This is a genomic window from Salinispora pacifica DSM 45544, from assembly GCF_000378845.1.
GTDB classification, from domain to species: Bacteria; Actinomycetota; Actinomycetes; order Mycobacteriales; family Micromonosporaceae; genus Micromonospora; species Micromonospora pacifica.
The window spans coordinates 4,867,363-4,882,974 of the sequence record NZ_KB905359.1 but is presented as its reverse complement, the minus strand read 5'-3'; the positions used below and the strand labels follow the sequence as shown (position 1 = coordinate 4,882,974).

Here is a 15,612-nt window from a genome sequence, read left to right as displayed (position 1 = left end):
TCAGCGGACCATGCTGCCGACAACCGGCTTCGTCAACAGGGCCGACTGGTTGCGCTGGATGCCCGGGTCCAACGTCTTGGCGATGAAGATCGCATGCCAGATGCAGAAGATCAGCACCGTCCAAACCTTCCGGGAGTGGTCGGCCTCCTCCCGCTTGTGCTCATCGAGCAGCCGCAGCACGTACGGCAGGTCGATCAGGTCACCGGCGCCCGAGGTGGCCAGCATGTGCCGGGCCCACTCGTACATCTCGCCCCGCAGCCACACCCGGGTCGGGGTCGGGAAGCCCAGCTTCCGGCGATTGACGATCGCCGGCGGGACCACGCCCTGCAACGCCTGGCGCATCGCATACTTGGTGGCGTCGGAGCGTGGGGGCAGCCGGAGTTCGACCGGGATCTTCGACGCCACATCGAAGACCGCCCGGTCCAGGAACGGCACCCGCACCTCCAGCGAGTGCGCCATCGAGATCCGGTCCGCCTTGACCAGGATGTCGCCACGCAGCCAGGTGTAGAGGTCCACGTACTGCATCTTGGTGACGTCGTCGAGTTCGGTGCACTCGGCGTAGATCGGGGCGGTGATGTCGGTGTAGCGCACCGAGGGGTCGTAGCGGCGCAGCAGGTGCTGCTTCTCCTCCTCGGTGAACATCCGGGCGTTGCCGTAGTAGCGTTCCTCGATCGGGGTGGTGCCACGTTCCAGGAAACTCTTGCCCTTGACCCCCTGCGGGATCGCCTTCGACACCGCCCGCAGCCCCTTCTGCACGCCGTCGGGCAGGCCGTTGACCGAGCTCAGCGAGAGCGGTTCCCGGTAGATGGTGTAGCCACCGAAGAACTCGTCGGCACCCTCACCGGAGAGCACCACCGTGACGTGTTCGGCGGCCTTACGCGCCACGAAGTAGAGCGGCACCAGCGCCGGGTCGGCGACCGGGTCGTCCAGGTGCCAGACAATCTTCGGCAACGCCGACATCATGTCCTGCGGCCCGATCTTGGTGGGAATGGTGGTGACATCGAGATGGCGGGCCGACTCCTGGGCCACATCGATCTCCGAGTAGCCAGGCACGTCGTAGCCGACCGTGAAGGTCAGAATATTCGGGTTGAACTCCCGGGCCAGCGCCACCACCGCGGTGGAGTCGATCCCACTGGACAGGAACGAACCGACCGGGACATCCGACCGCATGTGAATCCGGACGCTGTCCCGCAGCGCTTCCCGGATCTCGTGGTAGAGCTTCTGCTCGTCCGGCACCGGAGCAGGCCGGAACATCGGCCGATACCACCGACGGACATCGATTCGACCACCCGGTGACCAGGTCAGGTACTCCCCCGAGCCGATCCGTCGGACCCCCTGGTGCAGGGTGCCGGGCTCCGGCACGTACTGCAACGTCAGATAGTGGCTGAGGCTGGCCGTGTCGATGCCGGCGTCACCCTGGTAGTTGGCCGGCGTGAACGGCAGCAGGGCCTTCTTCTCCGAGGCGAGGTAGAGGCCGTCGGCCGTCTCCAGATAGTGCAGCGGTTTGATCCCGAAGTAGTCACGCGCACCGAAGGCACGCCGCTCCTGCCGGTCCCAGATCACGAAGGCGAACATCCCCCGCAGCCGGGTGAGCACCTGCTCACCCCAGTAGTGGTAGCCGGCGACGATCACCTCCCCGTCACCGGAGGTGGCGAACTGCGCCCCGTAGTCGCGGGCCAGCTCCTCCCGCAGCTCGATGTAGTTGTAGATCTCGCCGTTGAAGGTCAGCAGATAGCGACCGTTCGCGTAGGGCAGCGGCTCGTGACTGGACGCCACATCGATGATCGCCAGCCGCTTGTGGGCGAAGACACCATCCGCGTACTGGCCGGACGCGTCGCCGACAACCTCCACCCCGGTCTCGTCCGGGCCACGATGGTGCAGGCATTCCAACGCGTTGGCGATGTGGTCGCGGTGAGCCGCGGCGTCTCCGCGCGCGCTGAAAAAGGCCAGGAGTCCGCACATAGTTGTCATCTTTTCACGCCCCGGTGGCGGCCGTAGCGGCCGTCCGCGCAACCAGCTTCAGCCGCCGGCCCGGCCCCGTCGGATACTGTCGAGACCAGCGACAACGCGAAGGGGGCGGCGATGACCGAGGAACGCATCCACCGCGATCCAGGGGGTACGGAGTCGCATGATCCGAACTTCCCGGCGGCGCTCCTGACGTTCATGCGACAGGGCTGGCGAGACAGTCCGCTGCCGGCTGTCCCGCACCCGGCGGCGCCCAACCACGCCAAGCGCCGGGCGGCCCTCTCCGCGGCCTTCCCGGGCGAGACCCTGGTGATCCCCACCGGAGGCGAGCAGGTACGCGCCAACGATACCGCCCACCGTTTCCGTCCCGGCAGCGACTTCGCGTACCTGACCGGCGACCACGAGCCGGACAGCGTGCTCGTACTCCGTCCGACCGGCTCCGGACATGAGCCCCTTCTCTACCTGCGGCCCCACACGTCCCGGCAGACCGACGAGTTCTTCCGGAGCCGGCACGGCGAGCTGTGGCTTGGCCGGCGGCCCACCCTCGCGGAGAAGTCGAGTGAGTTGGGCATGCCCACCGCCGACCTCGCTGACCTGGACGCCGCCCTGGCCGACCTCGCCCCGGCCCGAACCCGAGTGCTGCGCGGCTTCGACGCCCGGGTCGACGCGGCCCTGCGCCCGTACGACGGCCGGCGGCAGCCGTGGCAGCCGCCCCGCGACCAGGAACTGGCCAGCGCGATCTCCGAGCTACGGCTGGTCAAGGACGAGTGGGAGATCGCCCAACTCCAGGACGCGGTGGATGCCACGGTTCGCGGCTTCGAGGATGTGGCCCGGGCCCTCCCGGCCGACCGCGGGGTTTCCGAGCGGCTGCTTGAGGGCATCTTCGCGCTGCGGGCCCGACATGACGGGAACGACATCGGCTACGGCTCGATTGTCGGCGCCGGCGAGCACGCCACGATCCTGCACTGGGTGCACAACCACGGCACCACCCGCCCGGGTGACCTGCTGCTGATGGACATGGGCGTGGAGAACGACCACCTCTACACCGCCGACGTGACCCGGGTACTCCCGGTGAGTGGCCGGTTCACCGCGCTACAGCATCGGATCTACGACATCGTGTACGCCGCGCAGCAGGCCGGCATCGAGTTCATCCGGCCGGGCGTGGCGTTCAAGGACGTACACCTGACCTGCATGCGGGTTCTCGCCGAAGGCCTGGCTGAGCTGGGCCTACTACCGGTCAGCGTGGACGAGGCGATGGACGAGAGGTCAGCGGTATACCGACGGTGGACCCTGCACGGCTTCGGGCACATGCTCGGCATCGATGTACACGACTGCGCGAACTCGCGCAGTGCGGCGTACCGCGACGGCGCCCTGGGCGAGGGCTATGTACTCACCGTGGAGCCGGGCCTGTACTTCCAGCCCGAGGACGAGTTGGTGCCGGAGGAGCTGCGCGGCATCGGCATCCGGATCGAGGACGATGTCCTGGTCACGGCGAACGGCACGGTGAACCTCTCCGCCGGGCTCCCCCGGACCGCTGGCGACGTGGAGACCTGGCTGGCTGAACAGCGGGAGGCGGGCCCGCGCCTGCCGGGCTAAACCTCGACGACCACCTTTCGGCCCCGCCGCTGGGCCGGTGACCGCACGGTCACCGGCCCAGCGGCGGGGCCTTTCGTCTGGGTAGCCCCTTTTCGGGCCAGCCCGTGCCAGCTGCGCTAGCCGCCCTAAGATGAGCCGAATGCGGGGATTTTTCGGATACATCCCCTCCATGAAACATCTTCTCATACGGTGGTCATCGGAGGCTGCAACCGTTTTGTAGCAGTTCGCGCCACCTTCGTTCGGTGCGGACCGTCTGGTAGTCGAAAGGGCGGAATGCTCTGATGTCCATTGACGTAACAACTCCTTACGGCGGGAACAACGCCGACCCACCGAACCGGGGACGGCGGACACTGTGGGTCGCCGCCGGTGTCGTTGGCCTGACCGGCGTCGTCGGGTTGGCGGCCCTCGGTGGGGTCGCTGCCCGAGACAACGAGACGGCCGAAAGCTCCGGCCGGGCGGAGACGCAGGCCAACATCCAACAGAAGGTCAGCGATGCCGACCCCGCTGAGACCATTCCCGCCGAGGGCGGCACGGTCGGCGACAGCCAGGGCCAGTGGGGCGGTGGCGACAGCCAGGGCCAGGGCCAGTGGGGCGGCGGCGACAGCAGCGGCCGGGAGGAGCACCGGAAGACTGCGGACCACGCGAAAGCTGTCCCGTGCAACAGCGACAAGCTGATCCAAGCAATCGTCCACGCCAACCAGAACCGTGGCGGCGTGCTGACGCTCGCCAAGGGCTGCACCTACGAGCTGACCCGGGGCGAGCACGGTAACGGACTTCCAGTGATCAAGGAACCGATCGTTCTCAACGGGTACGACACCACGATCGCTCGGGCCGCCAACGCCGCGCACTTCCGGATCTTCAACGTCGGGCGCGATGGCCACCTGACCCTCAAGGGAATTACCGTCAAGGGCGGACAGACCACGCCCCGCTGGGCCTACTCAACGCCCGAAACGCCGTCGCCGCTCGACCTCTCGATGACGGGGGAAGCTACTCAGGCAACTGAGCAGGCAGTAGCTGGATCAACAACCACCAGCACGGCGATGATCAGCCGCCATGGCGACGGCGACGGCGCCGGAATCCTGGTCCAGCGTGGCGGCAAGGCCGACATCGAGAAGAGCGCGATCGTGCTGAACCACGGCCGCAACGGCGGTGGCGTCGCCAACTACGGCACGACCACCATCCGGGACTCCGCAGTCGAACACAACAGCGCCACCGAGTTCGGCGGCGGCGTCTTCAGCACCGGCATCCTACGGATCGAACGGTCGAAGATCGAACAGAACAACGCTCGCCTGGGCGGCGGCGGCTTCGCCAACGGCTCGTTCAAGCCCGGCGCCAAGGGAGGCACCGTCTGGGTATGGAGTAGCACGATCAGCCGCAACCAGACCCCGGGCCTGGCCGGCGGCATCCTCGACCGCTCCGGCAACACGAGCGTTACCCGTAGCGAGGTCACGGACAACACCGCTGGGCGGGACGCCGGCGGCATGCTCGGTATCGACAAGTCCAGGTTGTACCTGGAACAGGTGAAGATCGAGCGGAATGTCGCCACGGACGTTGCGGGTGGCCTCGCGGTAGCCAACAACTCCACCGCGATCCTGGAGGAGAGCGTACTCAAGGAGAACGTGGCCGAAGGTGTGGGCGGCGCTGGCCTGTTCAACGTGAAGGCCTTCGTGACCCTGCGGAAGAGCGAAGTCGTCGGCAACCGGGCGGTCGGCCCCTTCGCGGTGGGCGGTGGCATCGTCAACGCCTACGGACAGGTCTCCCTGATCCAGAGCACGGTGATCGAGAACTTCGCCACCACACCGCCGGGCGGCATCTTCACGACGAACAACGGCGTCAAGATCGACGAGAAGTCGGCGGTCAAGAAGAACCGGCCGACGAACTGCACGGGCAGCCCGGTCGTTCCGAAACGCTGCTTCGGATGAGGCACCCCTGAGTGCACCACCACATAGATCGGACTCCTCCGGCCGGGTGCGGCCGGAGGAGTCCCGTATCTACCCGAAGCTGACGCGATGAGCTGTTTAAGAGGTATGTCCGATTGCATACCATAACTCACATTTTAGAACACATTGATATATCTGCGCCTTATGAGGACTCACGCCCCAATCCATCCCGCAGCAAACCAAATGTGGGCTTCTTTCATAAAAGCCCCCGAGGTGAGAATGATTCCCATACGGTGTTTCTGGGAGCTACAACCGATTTGTAGTAGGGACACTCGCTCTCAAGCGAGGCGCCCCTGTCTGGTATGAGGAGAGGGTAGAGAGCTCCAATGTCCAACTACCAAGATCCAAACAACGCCACCGGCCCGGAGGCTGCGTCGAAGCGACGACGCAAACTCTGGTTCGCCAGCGGCGTCGCCGGCCTCACCGGCGTGGTCAGCATCGCCGCGGTCGGTTTCACCGGGGCCGGAGCCGGCGCCCGGGACCTGGCCTGGAACACCGCTCAGATCACCACGAACGAGCAGGCAGCCGACGACCGAGGCGCGGGCGGCGAGGGCGACTGGGAAGCCAACCACAGGGGAAACTGGGGGGGCAGCCAAAACAAGGAGTACCCGGGGAAGAAGCACGGAAAGGAGGTGCCCTGCAACACCGACAAGCTGATCCAGGCGATCATCCACGCCAACAGCAACCAGGGCGGCGTACTCAAGCTGGCGAAGGACTGCACCTACACGCTGACCCGTTCCGACGGCTACGGCAACGGCCTGCCGATCATCAAGGAACCGATCACGCTTATCGGGCAGAACACCAAGATCGTCCGGGATAGCCAGGCTGACTTCTTCCGAATCCTCAATGTCGGCCGGGGTGGACACCTAAAGGCACAGGGCCTGACCATTAAGGGGGGTAAGACCCTTGCGGACGAACGGGGTAAGAACCACCCCGAGGCGGTGTGGTCACGCTTTTCGAACTCGGTCGCGGCGGGAGAGGCTGCAAAGGCGGGCCAGCCGTACCTACCGCTGTTCCAGGGCGAGCCGCGGACTGCGGGAGCCGGCACAACGACCCCGGCCACCACGGCCAACCCCACGGCGAACACGGAGACCCCCGTCGACACGGCAGGGCCAGCACAGTGGTCAGGCGACGCGGTGACCGGAGACGCCAGCGTTAACGGGGACGCCACGATGGACGAGGCCACGAATGTGGACGCCGCCGTCACGGACGAGGCCACCGTCACGGACACCGCTGTCACGGACGAGGCCACGACCACCGACACCACCGTCGCGGACGAGGCCACCACCACCGACACCGCTGTCGCCGACGAGGCCACGACCACCGACACCACCGTCGCGGACGAGGCCACCACCACCGACACCGCTGTCACCGACGAGGCCACGACCACCGACACCACCGTCGCGGACGAGGCCACCACCACCGACACCGCTGTCACGGACGAGGCCACGACCACCGACACCACCGTCGCGGACGAGGCCACCGTCGCGGACGAGGCCACGGACGCCACCGTCGCGGACGAGGCCACGGCCACCGCAAGCGTGGACGCAGCCGTCAACGGCGACGCCGCCAGCTGGAACCAGAACGGCGCCGCCAGTGGGGACGCCACCAACGAAAACGGCGCCGCCAGCTGGAACCAGAACACCACCACCAGCGACGACGCCACCAACGAAAACGGCGCCGCCAGCTGGAACCAGAACACCACCACCAGCGACGACGCCACCGTCGGCGCACCAGTTGCCGAGTGGACGGCCCCTGCCGCTGAAGGTGCGAAGCACAAGTTGTTCCCGCACCACAACACCAAGGACGGCGCTGGCGTCCTGGTGCAGGCCGGCGGCACTGCCGATTTTGAGAAGTCCTACCTGGAGCACAACCTTGCCGGTGGTGTCGGAGGTGGGATCGCCAACTTCGGCAAGACCAACCTCTACCACACGTCATTGATCAAGAATGACGCCTTCCACTATGGCGGCGGCATCTTCAACGGGGGTGTCCTGCGGGTCTCCTCGTCCCGAGTGATGGAAAACGGCGCTGTCATCGGCGGTGGCGGTATCGCCAACGGGGCAGCGTTCCTGGACCGCAAGGACATCAAGGCCGGGATGGTCTCGGTCGAAAAGGCCGAGGTCACCGGTAACGATGCACTTGGCTTCGGCGGCGGCCTGTTCGACCTCGGCGGCGACATGACGGTCAAGCAGACCATAGTTGCCCGGAACCTGGCGCTGCTCGCCGGCGGTGGGATCGCCGCGGCCGAGCGAAGCAGCCTCTACCTGCAGGAGGCACAGCTCGTTAACAACGGCACCGTCGGTGACGGTGGAGGCATGGCGCTGGCACTTGGCGTGATTGCCAACGTCGACAAGAGCAACATCACGGACAACAAGGCCGGCGTCTTCGGGGGCGGTGTGTTCAACCTCCTCAGCGCGGTCACCTTCCGGTACAGCTCAGTTTCCGAAAACCTCGCCGGCTTCTCCGGCGGCGGGATCTTCAACGTCCTGGGCAGCGTCGATCTGACTGCTTCCAAGGTGACGAAGAACCGCTCGACCTTCAAGCCGGGTGGCGTGTTCAGCGCACTGGGGAAGGTCACAGTCGACAACAAGTCCGCGATCAAGGGCAATGACCCGACCAACTGTCAGGGCAGCCTCGAGCGGATCGAGAACTGCTTCGGCTGATCGACCAGCTAGTCAGTCCGGCCCCCTCCGCTGACGCGGAGGGGGCCGGACCAATTGCGCGTCGGGTCACCGCTGCACGAAGACCGCCACGCTGCGGGCCGGAACCGTGAACGTGCCACTGTCGGCCGCGAACGAGGACGTTCGCAGGACCTCATCAGCGGAGGTACGCAGCACCGGGTGCAGCGCTATGTCCGCTCCGCGCAGGTCGGTGAGCTGTTGGGCAGCCGCCTGGGGGGTGGCATTGAAGACCACCGTCACCGACTTCCAGGGACCACCCAACCCGCGGCTGTCCAGCGTCATCGTCAGCACCCCCGGCTGTTCCGCAGGGCCCGACAACGGGAACGCCACCCGTTGCTGCACCTGCGCTGCCGTCCGCAACCCGAACACCGGCGACGATGAGCGGATCCGAAGCAACTCGGTGTGCCGGCTCCCGGCCAGGTCGATCGTCGCGCAGTCCGGCACCAACCCCGGATCGGCAAGCAGGGGACGAGCGTACGACCACTTGTCCTTGTTGTCCTGCTCGGATGGGAGTCCGATGCCAAACCCGTTGCCCTGGGCGCAGTCCCATCGGATCTGGTTGAACCAGTCACCAGAGTTGTACGAGTTACGGTCCAGCGACTTCGACCGCAGCCGCTCACTGCCGGCGGTGGCGAATCCGGTGCCCTGCCCCAGCAGTGCGGTGGCGAGCGCGAGTACCTGCATCCGTGCTCGGTCTACCGCCGTGGTGTCTTCCGGCAGCTTGTACGTCAACGCGTCGTACAGGATCTCGTTGTCGTGCGCGTCCACGTAGGTAACCGACTCCCCCGGTGCGGCCGTGTAGCCGGCTGGCGATCCGTTGTAGTCCACCTGCGCCCCGGTGACCTGCTCGCCGGCGGTGTTGGTGAATCGGTAGTCCCGCAGGTTGCCGGTGAGCCCAACTTTGATCAGGTCGTGCTGGTGCAGCAGGTGGGCGCGTTGCTGCGCCGCTGACCCGTTCACCGGGTCGTGGTTGGGGTCGGTGTACAGCCCGGAGGCGAAGCCCTGTCGACGCGGGTTGGCGTCGAAGGGACCGCCTCCGCGCACCGCGTCCCGGAGGCGGTCGTTGAAGGTGCCGATGCCGGTGCCGGCCAGGTTGGCCTGGGTTGCCTGAACGAACCGCGCGTCGTTGGCTACCTCGCCGAAGTTCCAGCCCTCGCCGTAGAGCAGGATGCTACGACCGTCCACTCCGTCACGGACGATGGTCAGCTCGTCGAGGGCGGCGCGGACGGCCAGCATGTTTGCCTTCGGGTGGTGACCCATCAGGTCGAACCGAAATCCATCCACCTTGTACTCTTTGGCCCAGGTGACCACCGAGTCGACCACGAGTTTGCCCATCATGGCGTGTTCGGGGGCCGTGTTCGCGCAGCAGGTCGAGGTGGCCACCGAGCCATCTGCCAGCAGCCGGTGGTAGTAGCCGGGAACCACCTGGTCCAGCACCGACTTCGGGTCGGTGCCCGCCGCCGAGGTGTGGTTGTAGACGACGTCGAGCACCACCCGCAGCCCGGCGCCGTTCACCCCGGCGACCATCCGCCGGAACTCGTTGGTCCGCGCCGCCCCGGTCGGGTCAACGGCGTAGCCGCCCTCTGGCACGGTGTAGTGCAGCGGGTCGTACCCCCAGTTGTACCCGTCGGTGTCGGCGACTGCGGTGACGCATCGCTGCTGCTCGTCCGAGTCTGGCGGGAGCGCCGCCAGGTCGCAGGGGGGTTGCTGCTGGTCGGCGCGGCGTTCGGGGATCGTGGCGAAGTCGAATGCCGGGAGCAGGTGTAGGTGGGTCGTCCCGGCGTCGCCGAGCGCCTTCAGGTGTCGCATCCCGGTGGTGGCCGGGTCGGTGAAGGCACGGAACGTGCCGCGTCGCTCGGCCCGCACCGTGCTGTCCGCGATCGAGAAGTCTCGTACCGACAGCTCGGAGATCTGCGCCCGCGTCGCCGGTACCGCCGCCGGCTTCGGTAGTTGCGTCCAGCCCGGTGGCGCAAGCCGAGGGTCGGCGAGATCGACGATCTGGCTGTGGGTGGAGTCGGGGGCGAGCGCCAGCGAGTACGGGTCGGTCACCGCCGCGGTGACCATCCGCTGCTCGGCCGGTTGCCATGCCTCGACCTGGTAGCGGTAGTACCTCCCGGTCCAGGATGGGGCTCCCCGCACCGACCACACGCCGGTGCGGTGGTCCCGTTGCATGGCCACTGGCCGCGGTCGCGATGTCGGTGTGTCGAACAACTGCAGTGTCACCGTGCGGGCGGTGGGGGCCCAGACCGCGAGCGTCGGCGCCGCACCGGTGAAGGTCGGGCCGAGCCGCGCCCGGATCGCCGGGGCGTAGACGTCGTCGAGCACACCTGGGATCTGGACGCCGGTGGCGGCGCGCAGGGCGCCTCCGGCGTCCCGCTCGGTCACCACGAGTTGTCCGCGCAGCGCCGCTGGTACCCCGGCCAGGTGCTTTCGGTTCAGGGCGAGGGCCTGGTACGCCGCCAGGTGCGGGAACCGCTCGCGTTGCGCCGCGGTCAGCCCGTGCCGCCGGGCCTGCAGCGGGATCGTCCGGTACGTCCCGACGAGTTCGCCGTCAACCAGGGTCACCTCGCCGGCCGCGGAGGTTACCAGGGCGTACCTCGTGCCGTCCGGGATCTCGGTCGGCCAGGCGACGGTGCCGCGGTCAATCCAGTGCGCCTGCTGCGCGGTCAGGTCGAGGCCGGTGGTGGTCCCGAATGCGGGTTGGTGGTCACCGGCGGCGAGCAGCGTGGTGTCGAGGTGGTCGGCGGCCCACGGCTCGGCACCGGCCACGGCCGGCGCATCGGCGTCGCCGGGTGGCTGGAGGTGAACGAGGGTGTTGGTGCCGGCGAGGGTGAGGGTCGCCAGCGAGGCGAGAGTGAGCAGCGCCTTGCGCGGGATCGGCGGGGGTTTCATCGACGGCCTTCCTCTGGTCGCTGATGAGCCGCACGCTAGCTGCCGTCGAAACTTTCTGCAATCCCTTGCAAGTTTGGTCGAAATTCTGCAGGCACCTTGCACAAGGTGAACCCGACGCCCGCCCTCACTCCGTAGCGCCGCCCGATATCGCCCCAGCGCTCCACAACGCCAGACCATGGAAGATCTCGTAGCGGTCGGGGTCAGGCGGCAGGAACCAGTGGAAGCCCGCCTGGAGGAACACCACCACCAGGTTCGCCGCCACGATCACTAGGAACAGCCCGCAGACCACCTTGGACGGCCAACCGAACCGCACACCCCGCGGTACCAACGCGCGGGCGAAGATCAGACTCACCCCACAAAACACCAGTACCACGCAGAACGTAATAAATGCCCAGGTGTACAGGTGTAGCCCCAATAGGGGCGACCCGTAGCCGGGGTCGGGCGGCACGATGTGCAGCAGGATCTGGCGGACCGCGATGGCGGCACCGGCCACGGCGGCGACGATACTCATCCCGTACCCCATGGCGTAGTCGGCGAGCCGCACATCGCCACGGCGGGTCCGCGCGATGATATAGAGCGGCCCGAAGGCCACCAGCATCATCGCCATCCGTTGCAGGATGCAGAGCGGGCACGGGAGATCGCCGGTCACGAACTGCACCACGAACCCGCCGAGCAGCACACCGCAGTAGGCGAGGACGAAGAGGTGCGCGAGCCAGAAGCCCAGACGGCCGGTCATAACATCCTCAATCGATCAGAAGTTCAGCGGCAGCTTCGCGCCCACGTGATAGTTGAAGAGCAGCAGGATGGCGCAGAGCGAAACCGTCCACGCGGCGAGGACTGTCCCGCGCCCGCCGCCCCGCACGATGAGCCAGCCGGCGACGAGTAGCACCGCGAAGATAATTGTTGCCATTTACTCAAAATAGTGGGTAGATCGGGAGCTCCGAGCCGGAATCAAGAACCAACTCGACCGTCGACCGGACTTCAACCCGAACCGGCTACGCCCCGCCGCCGGCAAGGGGGCGAGACCGCAACCGGCGGCGCACCGGCGCGCACTCACCACCGCCGCACCCACTCGACACAAGCGGCGAACCGGCTGGCCTCGCCCCGCACCGGGGTCAGGGTTGCGCGAATAGCAAGACGGACGTACGGTTTGTACCCGCAGCTAATGCAGGTAAGGACCCCCTAAGCACCGCACCGCCCCCGCCGGTGCGACAGACTGCTCAGGACTGCTCACGGCCACTGGTGTGAAGGAGTACGACGTGGCGAGCCTCGACACCTTCGGTGCGAAGACCCAGCTACGCGTCGGCGACGCGAGCTACGAGATTTTCAAGATCAACAAGGTGGAGGGGCACAACCGACTCCCCTACAGCCTGAAGATCCTCCTGGAGAACCTGCTCCGGACCGAGGACGGCGCGAACATCACCGCCGACCACATCCGGCAGCTCGGCGCCTGGGAGCCGGCCGCCGACCCGAGCGTGGAGATCCAGTTCACCCCGGCGCGGGTGCTGATGCAGGACTTCACCGGCGTACCCTGCGTGGTTGACCTGGCCACCATGCGTGAGGCCGTGCGGGGTCTGGGCGGCGACCCGACCAGGGTCAACCCGCTCGCCCCGGCCGAGTTGGTCATCGACCACTCCGTCATCGCCGACCTGTTCGGCCGCGAGGACGCCTTCCAGCGCAACGTGGAGCTGGAGTACGAGCGCAACAAGGAGCGCTACCAGTTCCTGCGCTGGGGTCAGACCGCCTTCAACGAATTCAAGGTCGTCCCGCCGGGCACCGGCATCGTGCACCAGGTCAACATCGAATACCTCGCCCGTACGGTGATGGAGCGCAACGGCCAGGCCTACCCGGACACGGTGGTCGGCACCGACTCGCACACCACGATGGTCAACGGCCTCGGCGTGCTCGGCTGGGGCGTCGGCGGCATCGAGGCCGAGGCGGCCATGCTCGGCCAGCCGGTGAGCATGCTCATCCCGCGGGTCGTCGGATTCAAGCTCTCCGGGGAGATGCCAGCCGGCACCACCGCCACCGACCTGGTCCTGACCATCACCGAGATGCTGCGCAAGCACGGTGTGGTCGGCAAGTTCGTCGAGTTCTACGGCCCCGGCGTCAGCGCGGTGCCACTGGCCAACCGGGCCACCATCGGCAACATGTCCCCGGAGTACGGCTCCACCGTCGCGATCTTCCCGATCGACGCCGAAACGGTGCGCTACCTGGAGCTGACCGGGCGCGACCCGCAGCAGGTCGCGCTCGTCGAGGCGTACGCGAAGGAACAGGGCCTCTGGCACGACCCGGCCGCGGAGCCGAACTACTCGGAGCGGCTGGAGCTGGACCTGAGCAGCATCGAGCCGTCGCTCGCCGGCCCGAAGCGGCCCCAGGACCGGGTGCCGCTGGGCAACGCCAAAACCTTGTTCCGGGCCGCCCTCACCGACTACGTCGCCGTGGACGCGGCCGACGGCGAGCCGGAGCAGGGCATCAGCGGCCCCGCCGACGAGGCCAGCGCCGAGTCCTTCCCGGCCAGCGATGCCCCCGCCAACGAGGTCACCGACCCCGCTGACGCCCCGCGCGACCTGGTCACCGCGGCGGTGGGCTCCGGCGGCCGGGCCACCAACCCGATCCGGGTCACCGGCGCCGACGGCACCGAGTTCGAGCTGGACCACGGTGCGGTGGTGATCGCTGCCATCACCTCCTGCACCAACACCTCCAACCCGCAGGTGATGATCGGCGCCGCGCTGCTGGCTCGCAACGCCGTGGAACGGGGCCTGGCCCGCAAGCCGTGGGTGAAGACCACCCTCGCCCCGGGCTCGAAGGTCGTCATGGACTACTACGAGCGGGCCGGCCTCACCCCGTACCTGGAGAAGCTCGGCTTCCACCTGGTCGGTTACGGCTGCACCACCTGCATCGGCAACTCCGGCCCGCTGCCGGAGGAGATCTCCGCCGCGGTGAACGAGAAGGACCTCTCGGTCGTCTCGGTGCTCTCCGGCAACCGCAACTTCGAGGGCCGGATCAACCCGGACGTCAAGATGAACTACCTGGCGTCCCCGCCGCTGGTGGTCGCGTACGCGCTCGCCGGCACCATGGACATCGACCTGGCCAACGAGCCGATCGGCGAGGACGCCCAGGGAGACCCGGTGTTCCTGCGCGACATCTGGCCGAGCAGCGCCGAGATCCAGGAGGTCATCGCCGCCGCGATCGGCGCCGGCGGCTTCAGCTCGGCGTACGCGGACGTCTTCGCCGGTGACGAGCGGTGGCAGTCGCTGCCGACGCCGACCGGCGACACCTTCGCCTGGGAGGGCGAGTCGACCTACGTCCGCAAGCCCCCGTACTTCGAGGGCATGCAGCGCGAGCCGGCACCGGTCCGCGACATCGGCGCGGCGCGGGTCCTGGCCAAGCTCGGCGACTCGGTAACCACCGACCACATCTCGCCCGCCGGCGCGATCAAGGCCGACTCCCCCGCGGGTCGGTACCTCGCCGAGCACGGCGTGCCGCGACACGAGTTCAACTCGTACGGCTCCCGCCGGGGTAACCATGAGGTGATGATTCGGGGCACCTTCGCCAACATCCGGTTGCGTAACCAGCTTCGGGTGCCCGGTGCCGACTCCGCTGCCGGGGCCGCGCTGCCGGAGGGCGGCTTCACGGTCAACCACCTGACCGGCGCGCAGAGCACCATCTACGACGCCGCCGTGGCCTACCAGGAGGCGGGGATCCCGCTGATCGTCCTGGCCGGCAAGGAGTACGGTTCGGGCTCGTCCCGGGACTGGGCCGCCAAGGGCACCATGCTGCTGGGTGTCAAGGCGGTCATCGCCGAGTCGTACGAGCGGATCCACCGCTCCAACCTGATCGGTATGGGCGTCCTGCCGTTGCAGTTCCCGGCCGGCGAGACCGCCGAGTCGCTGGGCCTGTGCGGCACCGAGTCCTTCTCCATCACCGGAGTCACCGCCCTCAACGAGGGCAACACCCCGCGGACCGTCCAGGTGACCACCGACACCGGGGTCGAGTTCGACGCGGTGGTCCGCATCGACACGCCAGGAGAGGCGGACTACTTCCGGCACGGCGGCATCCTGCAGTACGTGCTGCGGCGGATGATCGGCTGAAGCGGTAACGGACGGGCCCCCACCACGGTGGGGGCCCGTCGCGTTTCCGTCCGGCGGGTCGGGCCGGGCTACCTACCCGAACGGTTCCCCGCCTCGCCACCGCCATCACGGCCGACCAGGCGTCGGCCGTGAGACAGCGGCCCGATCCCGGATGTGATCTCGCCATGCTGTGCCAGGCTCGTGGTCATGGACGACAAGACCATCCTGAAGCGCATCTCCGCGCTGGTTGACGAGGAACACCAGCTCCGCGCCGCGGCCCAGGCCAACGAGGAGGGCACCGACGACGAGAGCCGCGACCGGCTCCGGGATCTGTCGGCGTCCCTGGACCAGTGCTGGGACCTGCTGCGCCGGCGGCGTGCCGCCCGCTCCACCCACGGCGACCCGGACGCCCAGGGCGGACGTCCGGCACCGGAGGTGGCGCGCTACCTCCAGTAGGCCCCCGGT

The 15,612-nt window shown here is 67.7% G+C and carries 9 protein-coding genes; 5 read left to right on the top strand and 4 right to left on the bottom strand.

What is annotated here, in order from left to right:
- Complete coding sequence (asnB, locus tag SALPAC3_RS0122400; protein ID WP_018223406.1) at positions 1-1,962, bottom strand: asparagine synthase (glutamine-hydrolyzing); 1,962 nt, start codon at positions 1,960-1,962, stop codon at positions 1-3.
- Between the two features lie 120 nt (positions 1,963-2,082).
- On the opposite strand from asnB, the gene SALPAC3_RS0122395 reads away from it, so the two are divergent.
- The 3 genes from SALPAC3_RS0122395 to SALPAC3_RS0122385 all read left to right on the top strand — a co-directional run bounded on the left by SALPAC3_RS0122395 (position 2,083) and on the right by SALPAC3_RS0122385 (position 8,164).
- Complete coding sequence (locus SALPAC3_RS0122395; RefSeq protein ID WP_018223405.1) at positions 2,083-3,561, top strand: aminopeptidase P family protein; 1,479 nt, start codon at positions 2,083-2,085, stop codon at positions 3,559-3,561.
- A gap of 281 nt (positions 3,562-3,842) precedes the next feature.
- The gene (locus tag SALPAC3_RS0122390; RefSeq protein WP_018223404.1) at positions 3,843-5,483 is read left to right on the top strand and encodes a right-handed parallel beta-helix repeat-containing protein; all 1,641 of its coding nucleotides are present in this window, start codon (positions 3,843-3,845) and stop codon (positions 5,481-5,483) included.
- Positions 5,484-5,827: 344 nt separating this feature from the next.
- The gene (locus tag SALPAC3_RS0122385; protein ID WP_020493371.1) at positions 5,828-8,164 is read left to right on the top strand and encodes a hypothetical protein; all 2,337 of its coding nucleotides are present in this window, start codon (positions 5,828-5,830) and stop codon (positions 8,162-8,164) included.
- Positions 8,165-8,230: 66 nt separating this feature from the next.
- Here SALPAC3_RS0122385 and pulA read toward each other — a convergent pair whose 3' ends face one another.
- From pulA to SALPAC3_RS28450, 3 genes are all read right to left on the bottom strand, one after another.
- Positions 8,231-11,074 carry a pullulanase-type alpha-1,6-glucosidase gene (pulA, locus tag SALPAC3_RS0122380; protein ID WP_018223403.1) on the bottom strand — a complete coding sequence of 948 codons (2,844 nt, stop codon included), beginning with the start codon at positions 11,072-11,074 and terminating at the stop codon, positions 8,231-8,233.
- 124 nt (positions 11,075-11,198) lie between these two features.
- Positions 11,199-11,810, bottom strand: coding sequence for a disulfide bond formation protein B (locus SALPAC3_RS0122375; protein ID WP_018223402.1), 612 nt, complete (start codon positions 11,808-11,810; stop codon positions 11,199-11,201).
- Between the two features lie 15 nt (positions 11,811-11,825).
- Positions 11,826-11,984 carry a DUF5993 family protein gene (locus SALPAC3_RS28450; protein WP_018223401.1) on the bottom strand — a complete coding sequence of 53 codons (159 nt, stop codon included), beginning with the start codon at positions 11,982-11,984 and terminating at the stop codon, positions 11,826-11,828.
- A 334-nt stretch (positions 11,985-12,318) separates the two neighbouring features.
- On the opposite strand from SALPAC3_RS28450, the gene SALPAC3_RS0122365 reads away from it, so the two are divergent.
- Together SALPAC3_RS0122365 and SALPAC3_RS0122360 are read left to right on the top strand one after the other, a co-directional pair.
- Positions 12,319-15,168, top strand: coding sequence for an aconitate hydratase (locus SALPAC3_RS0122365; RefSeq protein ID WP_018223400.1), 2,850 nt, complete (start codon positions 12,319-12,321; stop codon positions 15,166-15,168).
- A 186-nt stretch (positions 15,169-15,354) separates the two neighbouring features.
- A complete protein-coding gene (locus SALPAC3_RS0122360) occupies positions 15,355-15,603 on the top strand; it encodes a DUF2630 family protein (RefSeq protein ID WP_018223399.1) in 249 nt (82 codons plus the stop codon).
- Positions 15,604-15,612: the final 9 nt, after the last annotated feature.